23 protein-coding genes and 1 other annotated feature are annotated in these 22,741 nt (G+C 35.0%); of the genes, 3 read left to right on the top strand and 20 right to left on the bottom strand.

Translation table 11 applies throughout. From position 1 onward, the window contains the following. Positions 1-129 precede the first annotated feature (129 nt). The 8 genes from ACWG42_RS12005 to ACWG42_RS11970 all read right to left on the bottom strand — a co-directional run bounded on the left by ACWG42_RS12005 (position 130) and on the right by ACWG42_RS11970 (position 7,161). The gene (locus tag ACWG42_RS12005; RefSeq protein ID WP_455792646.1) at positions 130-660 is read right to left on the bottom strand and encodes a dihydrofolate reductase family protein; all 531 of its coding nucleotides are present in this window, start codon (positions 658-660) and stop codon (positions 130-132) included. Positions 661-792: 132 nt separating this feature from the next. Next, on the bottom strand, positions 793-3,051 hold the full coding sequence (locus ACWG42_RS12000; RefSeq protein ID WP_455792644.1) for an ABC transporter permease: 2,259 nt from the start codon (positions 3,049-3,051) through the stop codon (positions 793-795). Continuing rightward, positions 3,051-3,755, bottom strand: coding sequence for an ABC transporter ATP-binding protein (locus ACWG42_RS11995; protein ID WP_455792643.1), 705 nt, complete (start codon positions 3,753-3,755; stop codon positions 3,051-3,053). Before ACWG42_RS11995 ends, ACWG42_RS12000 begins: the two co-directional genes overlap by 1 nt. Positions 3,756-3,847: 92 nt before the next feature. Continuing rightward, on the bottom strand, positions 3,848-4,462 hold the full coding sequence (locus ACWG42_RS11990; RefSeq protein WP_455792641.1) for a TetR/AcrR family transcriptional regulator: 615 nt from the start codon (positions 4,460-4,462) through the stop codon (positions 3,848-3,850). 128 nt (positions 4,463-4,590) lie between these two features. Beyond that, positions 4,591-5,574, bottom strand: coding sequence for a YHYH domain-containing protein (locus ACWG42_RS11985; RefSeq protein ID WP_455792640.1), 984 nt, complete (start codon positions 5,572-5,574; stop codon positions 4,591-4,593). A gap of 63 nt (positions 5,575-5,637) precedes the next feature. Further along, positions 5,638-5,889: a kinase to dihydroxyacetone kinase gene (locus tag ACWG42_RS11980; protein ID WP_455792638.1), complete on the bottom strand. Its 252-nt coding sequence runs from the start codon at positions 5,887-5,889 to the stop codon at positions 5,638-5,640. Positions 5,890-5,919: 30 nt separating this feature from the next. Next, positions 5,920-6,765, bottom strand: a complete 846-nt coding sequence (locus ACWG42_RS11975; protein ID WP_455792637.1) for a DegV family protein — start codon at positions 6,763-6,765, stop codon at positions 5,920-5,922. Between the two features lie 93 nt (positions 6,766-6,858). After that, positions 6,859-7,161 carry a hypothetical protein gene (locus ACWG42_RS11970; protein WP_455792635.1) on the bottom strand — a complete coding sequence of 101 codons (303 nt, stop codon included), beginning with the start codon at positions 7,159-7,161 and terminating at the stop codon, positions 6,859-6,861. A gap of 120 nt (positions 7,162-7,281) precedes the next feature. Here ACWG42_RS11970 and ACWG42_RS11965 point away from each other — a divergent pair, with 120 nt between their 5' ends. Next, on the top strand, positions 7,282-8,190 hold the full coding sequence (locus tag ACWG42_RS11965; RefSeq protein ID WP_455792633.1) for a helix-turn-helix transcriptional regulator: 909 nt from the start codon (positions 7,282-7,284) through the stop codon (positions 8,188-8,190). A 3-nt stretch (positions 8,191-8,193) separates the two neighbouring features. Beyond that, on the top strand, positions 8,194-9,588 hold the full coding sequence (locus ACWG42_RS11960; RefSeq protein ID WP_455792631.1) for an effector binding domain-containing protein: 1,395 nt from the start codon (positions 8,194-8,196) through the stop codon (positions 9,586-9,588). A gap of 41 nt (positions 9,589-9,629) precedes the next feature. Here the strand turns inward: ACWG42_RS11960 and ACWG42_RS11955 are convergent, their stop codons facing one another. From ACWG42_RS11955 to ACWG42_RS11945, 3 genes are read right to left on the bottom strand one after another with little or no spacing between them, the layout of a single operon-like run. Next, a complete protein-coding gene (locus ACWG42_RS11955; protein ID WP_455792629.1) occupies positions 9,630-10,304 on the bottom strand; it encodes an amino acid ABC transporter ATP-binding protein in 675 nt (224 codons plus the stop codon). 8 nt (positions 10,305-10,312) lie between these two features. Then, on the bottom strand, positions 10,313-10,918 hold the full coding sequence (locus ACWG42_RS11950; protein WP_455792627.1) for an amino acid ABC transporter permease: 606 nt from the start codon (positions 10,916-10,918) through the stop codon (positions 10,313-10,315). A 38-nt stretch (positions 10,919-10,956) separates the two neighbouring features. Next, positions 10,957-11,730 carry an amino acid ABC transporter substrate-binding protein gene (locus ACWG42_RS11945; RefSeq protein WP_455792625.1) on the bottom strand — a complete coding sequence of 258 codons (774 nt, stop codon included), beginning with the start codon at positions 11,728-11,730 and terminating at the stop codon, positions 10,957-10,959. A 64-nt stretch (positions 11,731-11,794) separates the two neighbouring features. After that, positions 11,795-12,034: a binding site (T-box leader), on the bottom strand. A gap of 429 nt (positions 12,035-12,463) precedes the next feature. On the opposite strand from ACWG42_RS11945, the gene trpB reads away from it, so the two are divergent. After that, positions 12,464-13,744 (top strand): tryptophan synthase subunit beta, encoded by a 1,281-nt coding sequence (gene trpB / locus ACWG42_RS11940; protein ID WP_455792623.1) that lies wholly within the window; start codon positions 12,464-12,466, stop codon positions 13,742-13,744. A gap of 54 nt (positions 13,745-13,798) precedes the next feature. Here trpB and ACWG42_RS11935 read toward each other — a convergent pair whose 3' ends face one another. From ACWG42_RS11935 to ACWG42_RS11895, 9 genes are all read right to left on the bottom strand, one after another. Next, positions 13,799-14,620, bottom strand: coding sequence for an SDR family oxidoreductase (locus ACWG42_RS11935; protein ID WP_455792621.1), 822 nt, complete (start codon positions 14,618-14,620; stop codon positions 13,799-13,801). An 88-nt stretch (positions 14,621-14,708) separates the two neighbouring features. Further along, positions 14,709-15,569, bottom strand: coding sequence for a DegV family protein (locus ACWG42_RS11930; RefSeq protein ID WP_455792619.1), 861 nt, complete (start codon positions 15,567-15,569; stop codon positions 14,709-14,711). 132 nt (positions 15,570-15,701) lie between these two features. Next, a complete protein-coding gene (locus ACWG42_RS11925) occupies positions 15,702-16,133 on the bottom strand; it encodes a DUF3021 family protein (RefSeq protein WP_455792618.1) in 432 nt (143 codons plus the stop codon). A 16-nt stretch (positions 16,134-16,149) separates the two neighbouring features. Continuing rightward, the gene (locus tag ACWG42_RS11920; RefSeq protein WP_455792616.1) at positions 16,150-16,590 is read right to left on the bottom strand and encodes a LytTR family DNA-binding domain-containing protein; all 441 of its coding nucleotides are present in this window, start codon (positions 16,588-16,590) and stop codon (positions 16,150-16,152) included. A 13-nt stretch (positions 16,591-16,603) separates the two neighbouring features. After that, positions 16,604-17,515, bottom strand: a complete 912-nt coding sequence (locus tag ACWG42_RS11915) for an ABC transporter permease (protein ID WP_455792614.1) — start codon at positions 17,513-17,515, stop codon at positions 16,604-16,606. Between the two features lie 2 nt (positions 17,516-17,517). Next, positions 17,518-18,435 carry an ATP-binding cassette domain-containing protein gene (locus tag ACWG42_RS11910; protein ID WP_455792612.1) on the bottom strand — a complete coding sequence of 306 codons (918 nt, stop codon included), beginning with the start codon at positions 18,433-18,435 and terminating at the stop codon, positions 17,518-17,520. A gap of 190 nt (positions 18,436-18,625) precedes the next feature. Further along, entirely contained in the window at positions 18,626-20,485 is a 1,860-nt protein-coding gene (locus tag ACWG42_RS11905; RefSeq protein ID WP_455792610.1) for an ABC transporter ATP-binding protein, read from the bottom strand. Next, positions 20,485-22,209, bottom strand: coding sequence for an ABC transporter ATP-binding protein (locus tag ACWG42_RS11900; protein ID WP_455792608.1), 1,725 nt, complete (start codon positions 22,207-22,209; stop codon positions 20,485-20,487). The genes ACWG42_RS11905 and ACWG42_RS11900 overlap by 1 nt, the downstream gene beginning before the upstream one ends. Before the next feature lie 12 nt (positions 22,210-22,221). Next, a complete protein-coding gene (locus ACWG42_RS11895; RefSeq protein WP_455792607.1) occupies positions 22,222-22,650 on the bottom strand; it encodes a MarR family winged helix-turn-helix transcriptional regulator in 429 nt (142 codons plus the stop codon). Between the last annotated feature and the right edge of the window lie 91 nt (positions 22,651-22,741).

The raw sequence follows: 22,741 nt of genomic DNA, 5'->3' as shown, positions 1-22,741 counted from the left end.
TACATCAAATTATATAAAAGGATTCATGGCAAGACATTGAAAGGCTGCTCGCTACGCTCACAACCTTTCAATATAAGATTTAATTTTATATGGTAATAATTCCACACTTACTTGACACTAACACCTTTGCTATCTACGCTCATATATCAAATCAGTAATGCCATTATAGGATTGTGTCTTTACCAATTGTAACTTCATGCTTTGCTTTTGCTTTGAAAAGAGTCTTATGCCATCCCCTAGTAAAATAGGTAATACAGAGACATGAAAACGGTCGATCAAGTCTGCTTCTATAAGCTGTGAAACAATCGTTGCTCCTCCGCAAATCCAAATGGCTTTGCCCTCCTGCTGTTTCAATTTATGAAGGATTTCTTCTGGTGATTGATTAGTAAATTCAATTTTTTTCTTCGGTGGTAAATCACGATGGGTTACAACATAGCTATAGAATTCTTCATAAAGCCATTGCTTAGGAGATAATTCATTTGCTATCTGGTTGTAGGTATTCCATCCCATTATCACAGTATCAACTTCTTTTATAAACTCTTCATAGCTTTGCATATCGTCATCACTTTGTGTTTGCCCACCCATCCATTCAACACCACCTTGTACATCCGCTATATAACCATCTAAACTCATACCAATAAATAACACTGATTTTCTCATAGATCCTTATCTCCTTTTCAAAGTTCTTCAAAATCCTTAGATAAGTGTAACATGTACATGAAGAAAGATTCTATAAGAAACATAATTTACCAATCTCTTTAAAGATATGTCGAATCCTTCAATCATATAGAACTACTCCATCGCTTTTAAGGCAGATACCATATCGATTTTTCTTGTCTTTAGCGATACAATTTTAATCACCAAATAAGAAACGATCAAGGTTGCTATACTACAACCTAAAATTGTAGAAGGCGCAATCATGATTTGCATATCCATTGAACTTCCCACCGTGGATACAACGCTATAGATAAGTGTATATCCAAAAGGTAATCCCAACAAGATACCAACAATTGTTAACCATAGATTTTGTTGAGAAAGGAGTTTCTTTACTTTTTGATTACGGAATCCTAAAACTTTTAAGGTTGCCATTTCCCTAATCTTCTCGTAATAGGAAAATGTTCCGATATTATAAAGAACAACCAATCCAAGCACCACTGCCCCAAAGATTAAAATACCAATCAAAAGATTCATACCTTGCATCATCGTTTCCATACTATTTTCAATATCCCCCTTTAGATATTGTATATTCAAAACTCCTTTGATTGATTTCACATTCGCACTTTTCCCAACAACTGTTGAGGGAATAAACTTCATACCAGCTTCATTGAATACTTCTTTTGACATCGTAATTCCCTGTGTTGAAGGTGTATGAATGATTTCTCTCACTTTGCTTTTTACCCATGTTTTATTCCCCATGATACGCCAAGAAACAAAATCCCCTCTTTTTATACCGTATTCTTTTGCGATATTATAAGACAATGCAATTCCATCTTTTGGTAACTCTACCTCTTTTAATTCCTCATCTTGCATTTTCATATATCGTGTATCTTCTTGAATCAATAGATTTCCTGTTTTCTTTTCATTCTTATACTTATATTCCATTGCCCCTTCTTGAATAAAAGATCCATTCATACGTTCTTTTACTTTCTCATGATCACCATCTTCTCCTACTTGTACACGCATTTCATAGGTAGAAAGTTCATGAAACATCATATTCATCATATGATCCATACTATTTTGCATACCGAATGCACAAATCATTAAACCCATACAACCAGCCACACCAATAATAGCTATCAAAGAACGAATCTTATTTCGAAAAATATCTCGTACGTTCCATTGTGCATAGAAATTCAACTTGTTCCATATACTTGAACTATGTTCTCTTTTCTTTTGATAGATGACAACTTTAGGGCGTAATGCAGACGCAGGTTTTTCCTTTAGTTGTTTACGCGTAATAATAAAGGCTACACTAAAGCATACAATGATACTAGCAAATACCATATATACACTACTATCTACTGGATAGGGCTTTAATTCTGGAAGTACATAAACGCTACGCATCATCGGAAAAATCAATTCTGGAATAATAAGTGGTCCAATAACAAATCCTAGAATTGCCCCTACACTCGCGATTACTACTACGTGTGATAAATAATGAAAGGTTACCTTACGATTTTTAAAACCCAATGCCTTTAATATCCCAATCTGTAAACGCTGATTCATAATCATTTTACTTAACGTAGTCATGGTTGTTAGAACTGCGATTAATAAGAATACGGCTGGAAATACTTTAGAGAATGCTTGATGTTGTTCAATCTCTGCTTGTAGAGTCGCATAGCTCAACATATCTTCTCTTTCAATAAAGGTAAGATTACTTTTTCCTAAAGCATCACGAACAATCGAATCCATGGTTGTAGGATTTTTTGTTTTTATAAGCAATTGGGTATAAGGAATTTGATCATCAAAAGGAAGGTTATTTGATGAAACTAGCGCATATCCTTGATGTTTATGATCTGGAAGTATCGTGTCGTTTCCTTTTTGATATACCATTTCTGGATGGTATACAAATCCCTTAATTTCTTTTTCGATAGAAATTCCATTCATCTCTACTGCATATTTTTGTCCTATTTTCAGATTGTTTTCAGTCGCATAAGATTGATCAATCCAAATTCCATCCACGTCCTTTTGATAAGCTTCCCCCTTCACAACTTTCATTTGTGAAAGTTTATAATCTTCTACGATAAATAATGTAATCTTTTTCTTCTTGTTATCTTTTACATAAGTATCAAAAGAGGCTCTACGTTCTACTTCATCAATTCCCTTTTCCTTCTTCAATACTTCTACATCATCTTTCGAAAAGCCATTTCCATATACCCATACATCCGCTAGTTTGCTTTCTTCATAAAATGTTTCTGAACTTACCTTCATTCCATTCCAATCACTATTCACACCCGCAAAAATAAAAACACCTAGAAAGATCATTAAGAAAATAGCGATGAACTGCGCTTTGTTCGCACAAATATCGCGATACATTTTACGAAATAACATTACCAGTTCACCTCATTTATATCACAAGGATGTTCGTGTATCACAATGTTTTCCACTTCCCCATTTTTTACATAGATGACTTTATCCGCAGCCTTTTCTAACTCTGCATTGTGTGTGACTAGAATCGTCGTATGTCCATATTTCTTACACATATCTTTTAGTTGCGTTAAAACCGTGAGTCCTGTTGTAGAATCTAATGCGCCGGTAGGTTCATCACAAAGCAATAGAGCAGGATGTTTACTAATAGCACGTGCAATAGATACACGCTGTTGTTCACCACCGGATAACTGTGAAGGAAACTTATGCAGATGCGCTTGCAATCCAACACGTGTAAGTGCATCTTTAGGATCCATGATATCCTTCTTCAACTCTTTCATAAGTGCTACATTTTCATATACCGTTAACGTTGGTATTAAATTATAAAATTGAAAAACAAAGCCAACTTTCTCTGCTCGATAATCTGCCAATTCTTTCTCTTTCATATTCTCAATCGCCATTTCTTCTATTTGAATATTTCCAGAGGTCGCCTCATCCATACCACCCAACAAATTCAAAATTGTACTCTTACCTGCACCACTTGGTCCAAGTATGACAACAAATTCGCCTTCATCAATAGAAAAGTTTACATTTCTTAAAGCATATACCATACTTTCCTTTTCCCCATATGTTTTACATACGTTTTTAAACTCAACAATTTTTTTCATACTACTCTTCCTCTCTTATTTGGGTATAAGAAAAACATGTAGCCTCTACATTTTTTTCTTTATACATTTTGATCATGATTACTACTATATTTCTATTCTGGAGATTCTTTGTTTTCTTCTGGTAAAGTTACACTACCTTGTACGGCGACACTTCTACATAAAATTTTGAACATATCGATAATATCTTCTTTTTTATCATGTACACATTCATTACAACGAACCATGTGTATAATACAATCTATCAACATCTTCGTAACGATAATCACAAAGTGATTACTTCCATCTTTAAAGTGCATATGTTTTGCGATGTGATGTCGAAATACATGTAGTGTTTCTTCACGTATCGCTACATACTCAGGATCTTTTGTCTCCATAAAAATAACAAATTCCTTCGATAACAAAGCCTTCATTTCGGGTTCGTTAAAATCCACTTGTTCTAAGATAGCGTTGATTTGATCCATATCAAGTCTTGTATCTTCCATCATAGAATGTTCTCTTACAAAATTGCATACCTCTTGGACAACCGGCTTTATCAAGCTATCTAGAATCGCCTTTTTATTGGGAAAATAATGATAAATATTCCCTAAAGAAGTATTGGCCTTTTTGGCAATCGTACGCATAGAAGCATCTTCATATCCATGATTCATAAACTCATCTCTAGCACATTCTAGAATCGTCATGCGAATATCTTCTTTTTTTGTTTGCATATCATCATCTCCCTTCTCTTATATGGTATATATTTTAAGCTTTTATGGCAAGTCTTTGTACAATTAAAAAATCATTAATTATCATGTGTTCATTATTATAAAGAAAAAAAGCATGATGGAGCCATGCTTTATCCGTTTGTATGTAAGGAACGACGATAACGTTTTGTTCTTTTCATCGCAATCCTTATCGCAACAATCAACAACAATAACCAAATACCAAGTCCAATGATAATGGCGAAAGGAGAAGTAGTTTCATTCTCATATGCTTGATCATATGCTTCCTTTGCCTCATCATAGAACTTTGTATTCTCATAAGACACTAAGAAATCGTAATTTTTATCATTCGTTTCTTGTTTGTCTTCTTTTCCTTTTTTCTTAGCATCTTCTAATGCTTCTTGTTTTTCTATCTTATAATCTTCTTCGTACTTCTCAAAGAATTTCTTATAATATTCTTTATATTTTTCTAACTCATAGCCCTGCATTGTCTCATTCTTTTGAATACCAAACACAGAGGCATAGGCATATTCTTTTGCAGTTGCGTCTAATTCACGTTTAATCCGCCCTACTTCTGTGTCGAATGCTGTTTTATAATTTGTTTCATATACGCTTTTCATGTATTCATTCGAAATAGAATCGAGTTGATATGTATCATAGGAAGTCGCATCCTTAGTCCCTGCACTTATTGCAGCAGTTTTACTTGTTTGTTCAAGTTCTGCTTCTGCACTATGAAATGCTTCTTCAAAAGATGATTTGTAGCTCGCATCTTGATAGGTATAAGTTGCTTCTTCTAAAGTCGCATTGGGATGATCTTTCTTAAAAGCATATCCATCATTTTTACCAATGGCTTCATAATCTACACTCGGTTGTTCAACTTGTGGTTGTGGCGCAACATATGTATTATTATTTCCACTGCTTTGTTGCGTATCATTTGTAGTACCTCCATTGTGACAATGGTATTCTCCATATTGTAATCCCCATTTTTCACAATTTGTTCGACATGTATGACAGCCATTTCCATCCGTCCTTCCTGGATGTGCTTCCATATTGCTTTGTGGTATATTCGCCAATAAAAACAATAAAACAAAACCTACTACTACTTTTAATTTTCGCATAAAACCCTCCTGAAATTTGATTCATTTCTTTTCCCCATTTTACGCTTATAAATTATGAATCTTTTAACCTTTTAACCCATTGGATTGTCGCTCCATATCTTCGATTACGATATCATATATTTCTCCAATGGTAGAACAATACTTTAATACATCCCATGGTTCATTGGTATGGAAGTGAATCTTAATAAGTTCTTCATCTCCTACCGCTAACAAACAATCACCTTTAAAATTCTCTGTAAAATATGCATTGATACTGTCTTCATTAAGATCCTTACCTTCGATTAATAATTGTGTATCATAACGAAACTCTAACATAAAAACTCCTCCTATTTCGTATAATTTAATCTATTTTTCAATGTATTGAATCGCAATACAATCCAATCCTGTATGGGCTGCGATAACCGCACAGATCGTATGAATATGAATTTCAAGTTGTGGATTTCTATCCTGGAGTTCTTTGCGAATTTCTTGTGCTTTCGCAAGATTATCCGAATGAATTACATACACGCATCCTTCTGACTCTTTCATCTGTTCACTTATATACTCTATTGCGACTTGTTGTGCCTTTTTTTCTGTACGTACTTTTGAAAAGACATCGATTTTCCCATTTGTAGATGGATCAATTTTTAGAATCGGTTTGATTTTTAAAAGACTTGCTGCAGCTGCAGCTAAGGGTGTTAAACGACCACCTCGTTTTAAATGTTGAATATCATTTGGTAAAATCAAAGTACCACTATGTTGTATTTTATGTTCTAGTTTTTCTTTGATTTCTTTTGCATTTAATCCCTCATCCACATATTGCTTCGCCAACTGCACGGAATGATATTGCAAATCACACGTTGTATAATTTTCAATATGCGTGATTGGAATATTCGCTTCTTGGGCTACCACACGGATAGAGTTAAACGTACTAGATAAACCTGAAGATAAAGGCAATGCGATAATCTCATCAAAACCCGCCTCTTTTATGTTATCAATTGTTTCTTTAATATCGCTTAGGATTGGTAAACTTGTCTTGGGCGTATGATTTTTACGTAATCGCTCGTACAAATCTTCCGTCGTAATTTCTGCACTATCTCGAAATGTCTGATCCCCATCCACCACCTGCAAAGGTAGAATGTAAATTCCTTTTTCTAGTCCTTCTTTTGGTGATAAAGCACAACCACTATCTGTTAAAATAGCAATTTTCATATATATGCACCTCTTCCTTATTATCATATCGACAATTCTGATATCTAATTATGATAATTATATCATACATAATTGATATAAAGTAAGATAACGCTATAGATAAGTAAAACGATCGATGGATGCCTCCTTCTTTTCTCCTTCCTCGAAAACATCAAGATAAGCTTCATATACTTGTTCACTGCTTGTGTAAATACCACTTTTCTTGAAGATATTACTAGGCATATCGCCTTCTAACACAAAGTATTCTTCCCCTGTATCACATTCTACCAACCAAACATTTGTAGTTCCATGTTCATCTGTAATGCTATCTTGCATGTTCGCATCTTCCACAAGACTTGGTTGTAACATATTCTCTGCATATTCTATGATTTTATTTTTTATAATTGCTTCATTCATATTCATCATCCTTCTTTCCTATTTATGATAACACCAACCTTTATAAAAGAAAAGTGTTGTAATATGACATGTACTTGTCATATTAACTTTGATACAATAAAGACAACAGGAGGAATTCTTATGCAAATACAACGATTGTTTGAAATTACATATATCCTATTACAAAAGAAGCGCGTTACTGCCAAAGAATTGGCAGAGCACTTTGAAGTAAGTACGCGTACCATCTATCGAGATCTTGATGCCTTATCCATAGCAGGAATCCCGTTATATACAAACAAAGGAAACAATGGCGGTATCTTTCTAATGGAAGATTATACCTTGTCCAAATCGTTATTAAACGATGAAGAACAACAGCACCTTTTATCGGCTTTGCAAAGTTATCATATGGCAGATCAAAGCGATGTATCTTCCCTTCTTACCAAACTATCTGCTCAATTTCAAAAAGAACAAGTCAGTTGGATTGATGTAGATTTTAGTGATTGGGGAGGTCTAACAAATAATAGTTCCTACTTTAAAATTTTAAAGGATGCAATCTTACAACGAAAAGTTGTGACATTCACCTACTATAATTCCTATGGAACATGCAAAGTACGTGAAGTTGAACCCTTACGTTTGATGTTCAAAGGACAAAGTTGGTATCTTATTGCCTATTGTTTAGATAGCAATGATCAACGAATGTTTAAATTATTACGAATGGAAAACATAGAGAAATCTATGAAAGATTCTACCCATGAAATTATTGAAGAAGATGTTGAGGCGATGTATCATCATGATAAAAAAGACTATATCCACATTGTCGCAAAAGTAGATGCTTCTCTTTCCTATCGCATTTATGATGAATATACCCCTGAGCACTATACAAAACAAGAAGATGGTTCCTTACTCCTTAAAATAGCGTTTCCACCAGGTGAATGGGTGTATAGCTATTTTATGGGCTATGGATCAGGTATACAAATTATGGAACCCGCTTTTCTAAAAGAAGAATTGATACATCGTTATCGACAAGCCTTGGCGAATTACGAGGACTAGTTTATGGAGAATAACTATGAAGTATGTTTTATCGGTGATATTTTTGTTTTGACAAAAAGCAAAAAACTAACAACCTCACTTGTAGAAAATGAAAAGATTGCGACTTCCTTTTGGCGTTCTTTCCAACAAGATATCAAAACTTATCACTTAACACAAGGGATGGAATTTGTGAAATATGGCATTACCCATCGAGAAGATGAACAGCTACATTATATATGTGGAATTCCATCAAAAGAAAACTATCCTATTACCTTTCGGTTATATCATATTCCAAGAGGACATTATTTAAAATATATTCATCGTGGGGATATGAAACATCTAAGTGAAAGTATTCGCATATTATTTGAAGATATTTTACCTAGTTCAAAACTAACACGAAAAACAGGTACTATACAATACTATGAAAAGTATACAAGTGATTTTCACTTCAATCGAGAAGACTCTATTATCGAATTATATGTACCAATCCTAATCAAAGAAAAACCCGAGTTCCAATATATCAAAGCCAAAAGTCTTCTACAAGGTGGGACCTCTATTCAAAATGGTTATCAAAAGTTCTCTTGGTTTGGAATGGATTTCAATATGAATTTATATAAAGGCTGTAACCATGGGTGTATCTACTGCGATTCTAGAAGTGCATGTTATCAAGTGGAAAATTTTGATATTGTACGAGGAAAAGAGAATGAACTAGAACTATTAGAAAAAGAACTTTCTCGAAAGCGCAGAAAAGGAACTATAGGTATTGGCGCAATGTCAGACACCTACAACTCTTTTGAAAAAGAAAAAGAGATCACACGAGGTGCTTTACAGCTGATTGATAAATATGGATTTGGTATTGGTATTGATACCAAGAGTACTTTAATACTACGAGATATTGATTTGATTGCCCATATTGCTAGACAATATCCTAGCATCATTAAAGTTACGATTACGTGTGCAGATGATGAGCTTGGTAAGATCATTGAACCCAATGCACCATTAAGTTCTGAGCGCTTTAAAATATTCGATGCGATGCATGAGCATGGAATTTATGCAGGAATCCTATTTATGCCGCTTTTACCATTTATTAATGATACAGAAGAAAACATTCGTCAAATCGTATACCTAGCACACATTCATCATGCAAAGTTTATTTATCCTGGATTGGGTGTTACTTTACGTGCTTATCAACGCGATTATTTTTACCATCAGCTGAATCATTATTTCCCAGGGAAAATGGAATTGTACGAACAGCGATATCATAAAACTTACTCTTGTGATGTACCAGACGCCAGACGTCTATGGAACATCTTTAAAAAGGAATGTGAGAAGTATGGGATCGTATATAAGATGAAAGATATTATCAACGGATATAAATCTGTTGTTCCTAATGAACAAATGCAACTACCACTTTTATAAAGAACACCCCATCCTGCAAACGCAAAATGGGGTGTTTTATACTATTTTGTTGTTTTCTTATTGATATCATTGATGCGGATTACTCTTGTACCTACTGTTTTCGCAAATCCTTCATCATGTGTGATGATTAAAATTGCCATATCTTTACTTAAATCTTTGATAATGGAGGTAACTGAGGCAATGGATTCTACATCTAATGCACTCGTAGGTTCATCAAAGCATAAGACGGAAGGCTGTAACATACAAGCTCTAGCGATAGCTACACGTTGTTTTTGCCCACCACTTAAGGTATTAGGATAGGCTCCCTCTTTATCTTGTATTTGTAAACGAAATAACAATTCCAATGCTTTGGTTTTTGCTTCTTCTTTGCTCATCAACTTATGATACAATGGCGCATCCATCAAATTTTGTAATACGGTACGATGTGGAAACAATTGATAGTTTTGAAAGACAAGACCGATATCCCTACATATTGTTTGTTTTTCTTTCTTATCCGCAATGACTCCATCTTTCAAAAGATAATTGCCATTGATACAAATACTACCACTATCTGCTTGTTCCAAGTCGCAAAGGCAACGTAATAAGGTTGTTTTACCACTGCCACTTAAACCCATCAAAACAACGATTTCTTTGTCGTCCACATTCAAATTCAAATCCGTAAGCACCTGATTTTCTTTGAAGGATTTACATAAATTTTCTATTTGTATTTTCATCATGTTTCCTCCTAGTAGTAATTCAAGCGTTTTTCAATTACATTCAATCCTCTTGCGATTGGAATGTTCAATAGTAAATAAATAATACCTACATATACAAATGGCATGACAGTCGCATAAGTACCTGCAGCTATTTTTGCATAACGTAACAATTCATCGATTCCAAGAATTGAAACAAGGCAAGTATCCTTTAATAAAGTCAAACTTTCATTGATGAAAGAAGGAATACAATTCTTTAATGCTTGTGGCATTAAAATGTGTAAGAAGGTATAACGAGAAGAAAAGCCAAGGGTTTTGGCAGCTTCCACTTGTCCACCATCAATGGACTGTATTCCTCCACGCAATATCTCTGTAAAATATGCGGTATAGTTGAATAGGAATGCCACAAGTGCAGCCTCCATACGATCCATTTTAATCCCAAGAAATGGCAATCCAAAATAGACAAACATCAACTGTAATAAGAGTGGTGTTCCTCTCATAATATAAATATAAAAACGAACGATTGAAGAAAGTAAGCGATTTTTAGATAAACGAATATAAACCATAGGTAGTGCAAATAGGAAAGACCCTACTAGTGTCACTACCCAGAAAAACAATGTAATCTTTAAACCCTCCATAAAGGAGGGTAATAAATCCATAAACATGCTCATGTATATTATTTAAACCATTCTGCTTTTACTTTATCGTATGTTCCATCGTCTTTCAATTCTTTCATCGCTTTGTTAATTGCCTCGCATAAATCCTTATCTGCTTTACGCATACCTACAGCATATTCTTCTGTACCAAAGTTTTCATCTAGGTATACATAGTTAATTCCGTTATCTTGTTGTTTAACATAATAACGTGCTAATGTTTCATCCACAACAATTGCGTCACTTCTTCCAGATTCTAAATCCATGAAACAATCGTTATTGGTATCAAACTGTACAAGTTTTCCATCTTTTAATTCTTTTACGAAAGCTTCTTCTTTCATAACTGCATCATATGCACTTGAATTCTTTTGTACGGAAACTGTTTTACCTTTTAAATCTGCCTTTGATTTAATTCCTGTTTTATCTGTAGTGATGATCATCTGGCGATTCTCCATATATGCATCTGAGAATAATACCTGTTCTTTACGAGCTTCCGTTACGGAATATCCATTCCAAATCAAATCAATATTGCCAGCATCTAATTCTGTTTCCTTTAGATCCCAATCGATGTTTTGGAATTCCACTTTCTTATCCAATTTTTTTGCGACTGCTTGTGCCATTTCTACATCGAAACCAACAAGTTTTCCATCTTTTTTAAAACCCATTGGCGCAAAAGTATCATCAATTCCCACAATCAATGTATCTTTGCTCATAGTTTCTACACTATCTGAACTTCCACATGCACTCATTCCTATTGCCATCAACAATGCCAATCCTGTAACAACTAATTTCCTCATATCAATTCCTCCTCTTTTTGCTTTCCTTCATGAAAAGAAAAGACTTTCCTCCTACTAGCATTCACTAGAGGACGAAAGTCTTATGACTTGCGTGGTTCCACCTCAATTTATCAATACCTCACGATATTGACCTCATCAAGTACCATGTACTTGTTCATCGTATAACGGCTGTACCGGCAGACACTACTCTTTGTTCGCATCTGCAGCTCCAAGACGTGTTCCACAATATCCCATGTTCTTTTACACCAACCAAGAACTCTCTATGATGGTACAACTGTGTACTATTTCTTTTCATTGCTGTTGAATAGTTTCAGTATAATAGATTGTATGAAAATTGTCAACATTTTTATGTAAATAAATGAAAAGGGATGTAAGTTAATTGAAATAATTTTCGTTTTCTTATTGACATTAGGTTTCTTCCGTTTTATAATCAAGACAACAAATTCGTTTGATTCAGGAAGAGTAATATGTGTATGAACGAGATAGAGAGTTGATGAAGGTGGAAATTCAACACGAACGTCATATGTGAATGGGCCTGATAGAAGCATAGGTGAACAATACGTTTAGTAGCTTATGACGCTATTCCCGCGTTATCGAAGGAAACAGACATGATGGTGTTTGTATAAGAGTGACTTTCACACAATAGGTGGCATAACGAAGACATCCTTCGTCCTATGAAAATAGCGACGAGGGATTTTTTTATACTCACTCTTATGCATCCTGAAAAGAGAGGATGGTGCGTTATGATAATACACGCAAAACGATGGCAGAGTTCTTATATTTACAACGTATAAATACTGCCAAGTGGCAAGAAAAGGAAGATAAATATATGAACAAAGGTATGTTTGGAGAATTTGGAGGACAATACGCTCCAGAGAAATTGATAAAGGTATTAAATGAACTAGAAGAGGCTTATGATCGATTAAAAGATGATCCAAAATTTCAAGAGGACTTATCTTACTATTATCGTGAATATGCAAATCGCCCTTCTTTACTATATTACGCAGAGAAAATGACAAAGGATCTTGGTGGCGCTAAAATCTATATGAAGCGTGAAGATTTAAACCATACAGGTGCACATAAAATCAACAATGTATTAGGGCAAGCTTTGCTCGCAAAATATATGGGGAAAAAGAAGTTAATCGCAGAAACAGGAGCCGGTCAACATGGTGTCGCAACCGCTACTGCCGCAGCCCTATTTGATATGGAATGTGATATTTATATGGGAGAAGAAGATACACGCCGTCAATCCTTGAATGTATTTAAGATGGAATTACTAGGTGCTAAGGTACATGCGGTTACCACAGGTACAAGAACTTTGAAAGATGCGGTCGATGAAGCGTTAAACGCATGGGTAGAAAACTGTGAGGATACGTTCTATTTATTAGGTTCTGCTGTTGGTCCTCACCCATACCCAACAATTGTACGTGATTTTCAAAAAATCATTTCAGAAGAAATGAAGGCACAGTGTTTAGAAAAAGAAGGAAGATTACCCGATGTAGTTGTCGCATGTATCGGTGGAGGAAGTAATGCCATTGGTTCATTCTATGATTTCATTGATGATAAAGACGTAAAACTGATAGGCTGTGAAGCTGCTGGTAAAGGACTTGATACTCCAGATCATGCCGCAACACTCGCAAAAGGAAAAACAGGTGTCTTACATGGAATGAAAACCATTTTCTTACAAGATGAAAAAGGTGAAGTACTTCCTGTATATTCCATTTCAGCTGGATTAGATTATCCAGGTGTAGGTCCTGAACATGCTTATCTTGATGAAATAAAGAGAGCTGAATATGTTTCCATTACAGATAAAGAAGCCGTTGATGCTTTCTTATATCTAACAAAAACAGAGGGTATTATTCCAGCGATTGAAAGCTCACACGCTTTAGCCTATGTTATGAAATTAGCTCCAACAATGCCAAAAGACAGTATTCTTTGTGTCACTGTTTCAGGTCGTGGAGATAAAGACGTAAAGAGTATTGCGGAATTCTTAGATATCGAAATTGATGAATAAGCAATGAAAGCATATGGCAAAACCCATATGCTTTTCTTATGCAATTTTCTATAATCAATCCTTTCCATAAAGGAAATTCGCAGTGGCTCCCCCATCCATTAAAATATCACTACCTGTAATAAAACTTCCATGAACTCCCATCAAAAGATCCGCTACACCCGCTACTTCATCTGGTGTTCCAGCTCTTTTCGCAGGACATGCGTTTAACATGTTCCTATAGAATTCTCCTCTTTCTCCGTGAAGTTCATCATTCGCAAGTGGAGTTATGATAATACCTGGACTAATAGAATTGATTCTAGCTCCTCTTTCACCCCATAGCAACGCCTCTTTTTGTACACGTAACACATTTGCTCGTTTCGCAAGTTGATACGCATGTAATGTATCTCTTATCTTATCCTTTTGTAACATATCTAAACTCATCAATTCCTCACTTGGAGTAAGCGCTAATAAAGCATTCTCACGTTCTTGAAGTGCGGGCAAACGATGTCCTGACTGTGAAGAAATTATAAGTCCTGCTCCACCATAGCTTATAACCTTACCAAACTCTTCTAACAATATTGCTGTTCCATATAAGTCTACTTTCAAAATTGTTTCTATCGATGCTTGTGATGGAGAAACCCCTGCACCATTTACAAAATACTTGATATGTCCTAATGTTTTCGCATAAGCAATGAGTTTTTGTATTGATATTCTTGATGAAATATCGACTTGATGCACATATGCTTCATATCCTGCATTGGATAAGTTTTGTACAACCTCCTGTGCTTGGCGCAAAGATACATCCGCAATCACAATCGATTTACCTACTCCAATCCTTCGTATAATTGCGACTCCAATAGAACCCGCCCCTGTTAAGACTACAACTTCTTTGTTCATATGTATTTACCATCCTTCTACTATATTCTTACTATAATCCTTGGAGTTCACTCTAAGTCAAGAAAAAAACTGCAAATTCTGCAGTTTCTTAATCTTCTAACACTTGTACACAAATACCAATTGTTCCGGGTCCGGTGTGAACACCCAAAGCTGGAGAACATTGCTTTTCTACATAAACATCAAGATTTGGTAATTTTGGTAAGATACTTGCCTTTATTTCATCAGAGATATCTTGTGCATCTCCATTTACAATAGAAACATTATATTTCTTATGATTTCCAGCAAACTCTAACGCCAAGTCTTTTGTCTTTGAAATTGATTGTTTACGACCACGTACTTTTGATACCGTATAATAAATACCATCTTCATTACAAGAGATAATCGGTTTTAAATTCAATGCATTTCCAAATAGAGAGGCAACTAAACCAATACGACCACCCTTTTGTAAATATTCTAGTGTTTCCACAACGAAGAACACTTTACATTTTTTAACACCTGCTTCTAATTTCACTTGGATATCTTCAAAAGATAATCCTTCTTCTATATAACGTGCCGCTTGAATTGCATGAAACCCTGCGCCGATGGAGATATTCTTAGTATCTAAAATAAAAGTATCTAAATCCGTATTATCATCCGCAATTAAGTGCACCATATTATTAGTTCCACTCAATCCACTAGAAATGGTTACTGCAATTATTTTCTCGTATCCATCTGCCTTGATTTGATCAAAGATTTCTTGAATATCTTGTCCTGAAGGAAGGGATGTCTTAGGCACTTCCTTTGATAAACCACGATATACTTCTTCAGCAGTAATGTCAACTCCATCCAAATATTCAGCGTTTTGATAGATAACTTTTAAAGGGATCACGTACATTCCATATTGTTGCGCATAATCTTTTGGTACATCACAACAGGAATCTACAAGGATAGCGATTTTTTGTGTATTCATAATAAACCTCCAACTATATTTTCAAATGAAATATTATGATTATGCTTACAGTATATTATAATTCGCATAATTAGTCAATCTAGTTTTTAATACCAAATATATCCATATACGAAAAAGACCATATAAAATGGTCTACGGTACATGATGAGTCTTGTTGTACTCTTGGAGTCGCTCGTTTATTTTCATTGTTTCTCTTTTGGATTGTTCATACACAATGTACATAATTGTTACGAATACAATCGTGATGGATACCAACATCGCAAATACCATATGAAGTTGTGTCCACTGAAACCAATCAAAATATAATCCAGAACCGATCACTACACACACCACATACAAATAATGAACTACATGGGAGAAATAGAGTTGTTTTTTTGTTAATTTTCTTTGCGGATATAAGAAATTCCCTAAACAACAAACTGCACTTGTGAATAGTATCTGCCATAAAATACTTGCATTTACATCATTTTCCTCATAAAAAATGGAGATGAAAATGGCTGCCATAATCAGAGAACCTGTCGTCACACAGGAAAATGTAAACAGTAAGTCTTTTAATTTTCTCATTTTCATATTCCTCCCTTCACAACCCTAACAACGCTTTTAGTTGCGCAACATATTGTCGAGATATAATAATTTTTTCATTGTTCATAAGCACTGCCTCTAAACGACTTCCAATGACTGGGGATAAATGATGAATCTTTGTAAGATTGATAATAATCGATTTGGAGGCACGCAAGTAATCTCCTCCTTTATAATTCTCTTCTATCTCATAAAGGCGCTGTTTTATTTCATATACTTGCGTTTGTGTATAAAGGAATGTTTTGTTATCTACAGATTCAAAATAGAAAACATCCTTTGGATCAATTCGTTGAATAGAAGTACCTTGCATAGCGGTGAATTTCTCTTCTTGTACTTTGAGACGTTGAATCAAACTTAGTATCGATTCATCCATCGTATCACAACGAATGATAATACAATCTTCATCTTTTGGATCTTTTTTATCTTCAATGATAATCTTCACAGCTACCTCCTTCCTATCGATCGAACGATGCTCTTTTCTTTAATACATAAACTGCGATGCTTAATGCAATTATACCACAACCAACAAGCAATAGAACCTGCATCAATGGTGGTATTGTTTGATCGAATACTTGCACACTGATTCCCATGTTTTCTTTATATACACTCATCACATCACTAGGTAAACCTTCAAATATTCTTTCAACACTTTGTTGTGTAAACACACTTCGTAACATACTGGCTTGGTGTAGAAACGGCAAACTACGCAAAATGTTTTGTACAACGTTTGGTAACATTGTCATCGGTAAATAAATACCACCAAGAAAACCAATCAAAGTACCTGCAATGGTCCCAAAAGAACCCCAAGCATTACTCGTAATTACAAATTGGGATACAACTAACACCAATGCACTAGATGCACTTACACTGACCAACAACATTCCATATACTTGTACCCAACCCAACGCATCTAAGAAAGGATGCCCTTGCATAGATACATACAGAAAAGATAATAAACAAGTAATCGTACACATAATCATGCCATTGATGATTGCCGCAATTAAATATCCACATAATAGTTTCATTCTAGAAATAGGTGCACAATAAAAGCTTTCTAGCTTATGGTATTGTCTATCTTGTACATATATTCCTATGATCGATAATGGAACAGTAAAACTATTCACCGCTAACATACCAGCAATTGTCCACATCAACACAACATACTCCGCATTTTGTTCATCTGCTGTTGTAGTTGCGACACCCTTTATCTTCTCTAACGCTTCTAATAGGGAATCTGAATTCATATCTCCTAAAAATACAACCATCAACAAAAGCACCATTAACACAGATAATAAAGAAAAGAATAAGGAGGCTTTATCTTTAAAGTACAACAACATATTTCGTTTTACTAAATACAATAATGACATATCTACACCCCCTTCTCTAGTGCTCTTCCAGTAATGTTTAAGAACACATCATCCATGTTTCCTTGTATCATTTCAAATCCTTCCAAAAATGATTCTATATCTTTCAATAAAGGAATCGCACTTTTTGTATCTTTCATTGGAATTGTGAATACATGATCACATCTTGCATAACTATGTTTGTGTTCATTCAAGTATTCTTTTAATTTCTCTTCTTCTAGCGGGTATGCGATCAATTGATCTTTTGCGTACTTGTTCTTTAATTCAAAGGGTGTTCCAAATTCTTTTAATACACCTTGATCAATCACCGCAATATGATTTGCTTTGGCGGCCTCTTCCATATAATGTGTTGTCAGGAAAACGCTCATGTCACTTTCTCTTCTTAACGTATCGATACAATCCCATACAACTTTCCTAGTTGCAGGATCTAATCCCGTTGTTGGTTCATCTAAAAACAAAATTTTAGGCGCATGCATGAGTGCTCTCGCTATTTCACAACGTCGTTTTTGTCCACCAGATAATTTCCCAAATGGACGATTTAAAAGATCTTTTAAATCTAATATTTTAGTGACGTGTAGTAATTGTTCTTGTAATTTTTTCTTATTGTTAATATACATAGAACCACGAATTAATAGGTTATCTTTTACACTCAACAATTCATCTAAACAATCTCGTTGATATACAATGCCTATTTGTTTTCGAATGGCATCATCCTCTTTTCCTAATTCATATCCACAAACCCTTGCACTTCCACTGGTTGGAGGAAATAATGTACATAACATATTAATGGTGGTAGATTTCCCTGCCCCATTGATTCCTAAAAATCCAAAGAGTTCTCCTTGTTCTACATGAAAACTAATTCCATTTACCGCATGTACATCCTGATAACTTTTCTTCATATCGTTTACTTCGATTGCATACATAATATAAACCTCCCTTTTACACCTTGATTATAGAAAAGATGAAAATCCCTTACAATAGGCCTTATGCTAAGTTGCATTTCAACTCAATTAACTAGCATAATATAGCAATTAAGATACATGTATAAAATATGCACATTCAAAAAGCTTGAATTTTCATCCAAGCTTTTTCTTCGTTTATAGGTTTGATTTTTTATGATAATTCAAACTGTCCAGTATATAACTTATAGTACGTACCCTTTTGTTCTAGCAATTCGTCATGACTTCCTCTCTCTATGATTTCACCATGATCCAATACCATAATCGCATCAGAATTTCGTACCGTTGATAAACGATGCGCAATTACAAACACTGTACGATGTTCCATCAATCGATCCATTCCTTTTTCAATTAACTTCTCTGTACGTGTATCGATGGAACTGGTTGCTTCATCCAAAATAAGAACAGGAGGATTTGCTATCGCAGCTCGTGCTATGGCTAGTAATTGGCGTTGTCCTTGACTAAGGTTTGCACCATCTCCAGACAACATCGTATCATACCCTTTTGGTAAACGTTTGATAAAGGAATGTGCATTCGCAAGTTTGGCGGCTTCTATTACATCATCCATACTCGCATGCAAATTCCCATAACGAATATTGTCCGCAATCGTTCCAGTAAACAAATGGGTATCTTGTAAAACGATGGAAATAGAACGTCTTAAATCATCTTTACGTATGAGTTTTACATCGATTCCATCGTATGTGATACTACCACTTTCAATGTCATAGAAACGATTGATGAGGTTGGTAATGGTTGTTTTTCCAGCACCTGTACTTCCTACAAATGCTATTTTTTGTCCAGGTTTCGCATATAATTGAATTCCTTTTAGAATGGTAACACCTGGTTCATATCCAAAAACTACATCATGAAAGCGAACATCTCCTTGTAAAGGTACAAGTTCTATTTTTCCATTACTTCTAGGATGTCTCCATGCCCAATGTCCTGTATATTCGTCACACTCATGACAACTTCCATCCTCTAACATACGCACACGCGTTAGTGTAACTTTTCCATCATCCACTTCTTCTTGTTCATCCATCATCGCAAAGATACGCTCTGCCCCAGCCATAGCGGCTAGAATAAAGTTCAATTGTTGAGTGAATTGATTGATTGGTAAAGCTGTTTGTCGTACATAGATTAAATAGGAAGCTAAGGCACCAAGTTCAATTTGTCCATGGATTGCGAAGAAGCCTCCAACACAGGCAACAATCGCATAATTGAAATAGGATAAAGAAACTACCGTGGGAATCGTTCTACCAGAATAGGTCAAGGCTTGCGTAGAAGCTATACGTAAAGCTTCATTTCTTGTCTCAAACTCTTTAAAATTTGCCTGTTCATGATTGAAGACTTTTACCACCTTTACCCCATCTACCATTTCTTCAATAAACCCATTAAGCACACCCATAGCACGTTGTTGATGTGTAAAATAATATTTACTCTTCTTACTAAAATATTGAATTAGATAATACATCACAATCATAAAGAATACAACCAAAAGAGATAAACGCCAATTTAAGATAAAGATTGCGATTAAGGTTCCCACAATCATAGTGAAGCTTTGAATCAAATTATCGAAACAATTGTTCATCGCATCTTGAATGGTATCTAAATCATTTGTAAAACGACTCATGATATCTCCATGTGCATTGGTATCAAAGAATTTCAAAGGAAGTTTTTGCATCTTAGAAAATAAATCTGCACGTATTTCCTTTACAATTTTTGAAGAGGTGTGTGTCATCATCTGTTTATAGAAAGCTGTACACAATGCCCCACTGGCATACATCCCTGCCATAAACAAAATGGCTTTCGTAAATCCTTGATAATTCTTAGGCAGGATATATTGATCAATAATAGGACTTACCAAATAGGTTCCATACAAATTCGCTGCGGCACTAATCACCACAAGAATTGCGACCAATAACAAGGAGAACTTATGTCTTCCCATATAATGCAGGAAGTTAAACATTGTTTTTTTCATATGTTTAGGCTTTTTATTCGAAATCTGTTTTGCCATTATAAACCAACCCCTTCCTGTTGAGATGTGTAGATATCCTGATAAATAGGATCTGTTTCAAGGAGTTGTTCATGTGTTCCAATTGCATGGATTTTCCCATCTTCTAATATAACGATTTGATCAGCGTGCATAACACTACTTACACGTTGGGCAATGATCAGTTTGGTTGTATCTTTTAAAGAAGCCAAGCCTTCTTTGATTTGTGCTTCTGTAGCACTATCAACTGCGCTTGTAGAATCATCTAATATGAATACTTTTGGATGTTTTAATAATGCTCTCGCAATACATAAGCGCTGTTTTTGTCCGCCTGATACATTTACTCCCCCTTGACCTAAATCCGTATCATATCCTTCAGGAAAATCCTTCACAAATTCATCTACACATGCAACACGACATGCCCAAGCAATATCTTCTTCACTCGCATGTTCATTGCCCCATAATAGATTTTCCATAATCGTACCAGAAAACAATGTGTTTTTTTGTAAAACCATACCCACTGCGTCTCGTAGATGCGAAATTGAAAACTCTTTAACATCGATACCATCGATGCACACACGACCATCAAACACATCATACAAACGCGGAATTAATTGCACAAGCGTTGTTTTCGCAGATCCTGTTCCTCCTAATATCCCTGTTGTAGAGCCTTTTGGCATACGTAAAGAGATATCACTTAACACATACTCTTGTGCATCTTCTTTGTATTTAAAGTATACATGCTCAAAAGAAATAGATCCCTGTGTGATTACTTTGTTGGATTCTTTGGTATCTATAATATCAAGTGATTCATCTAGTACTTCCACGATTCTTTCACAACTCGCAAGTGATCTTGTTAACATTAAGAACACACCAGATAACATCATTAAAGAATTTAAAATTTGTAAAACATAACTTAAAAATCCTGTTAATTCTCCAACTTGCATGGTACCCGCAAAGATCATATTCCCACCAAAGTAAAGAATACATATGATGGTTCCATACATTACGATTTGAAACAAAGGCATATTCCAAACGGAAGTACGAAATGCTTTCTCACTTGAAAAACGTAAATCATCATTTACGTTCTCAAACTTTTCTTTTTCATAGGTCCCTTTAACATAGGACTTCACCACACGTATCGCATTCAAATTCTCTTGTACAATGGTATTTACTTTATCTATCGAACCTTGCATCATACGATACAACGGGCCTACTTTATGAACAATGATAAATAGTCCTATGGTTAAAATGGGAATCGCAACCACAAAGATAATTGCAAGTTTCGCATTGATAGAAAAGGTTAATACCAATGCAGTCAACAACATAACTGGACTTCGTACAAAGGGACGAATACCATTACTAATGGCAGTTTGCAAGATTGTTACATCACTCGTTAATCGTGTAATCAAAGACGAAGTAGAAAAGTGATCCGTATTTGAAAAAGAAAAACTTTGTACTTTTTCAAATTCTGCCTTTCTAAGCTCTGCGCCAAATCCTTGTCCTGCAGTTGCGGCATAACGAGCATATAGAATTCCTAATACAAGCGCAATCAATGAACAAATTATCATCTGTGAACCCTTTACTAGAATGTACTCCTTATCCCCATTGGCTACACCAACATCAATAATATCTGCCATAATTAAAGGGATGATTAATTCAAAAATCGTTTCTGTAATCACGCAAATACAACTAATAATTAAATAGCGATTATACTTCTTCATAAAAGGAAACATTCTTTTTAACATATTTACACCTCCCTATTCAAATGTTCGATCTGTTAAATTTTGATACATCCTCGAAAGAAACAGCTTGAACTGTTCTTTTTCTTCTGTGCTAAATCCCTCTAATGATTTTTCTTCTACCTCATCACAGTGCTTACTCCATAAATCTAGAGCTTTTTCACCCTTCTTCGTGATTCTTAAAGATAGAGCTCTTTTATTATCTTTCACAATCTCCCTTGTAAGCATTCCGTTTTCTTCTAAATTGTTCAATATTTTTGAAACAGTTGCTGGTTCTACATCGCAATTATAAGCAATGTCTTTTAACATACAATCCTCATGAGAATGTAAATAACGCAGTACTTTAGGCTGTCCTGGAGATAATCCATAAGTACTCATATCTTGTCTTATTTTATTTCGCTGGGCATGATATGTTTTAAACATCATCATATGAAATGGCAATTCCATAAGTCTCCTCCTCAATAGTTAGCTATCTAACTGTTAGTATTCTAACTATATGATAAACTGCTTTTTTTGTCAATGACATGTGTCTTACTCA

It is taken from the genome of Amedibacillus sp. YH-ame10 (genome assembly GCF_053848885.1).
The sequence above is the reverse complement of the archived record's forward strand: the minus strand, read 5'-3'. Positions and strand labels throughout refer to the sequence as shown.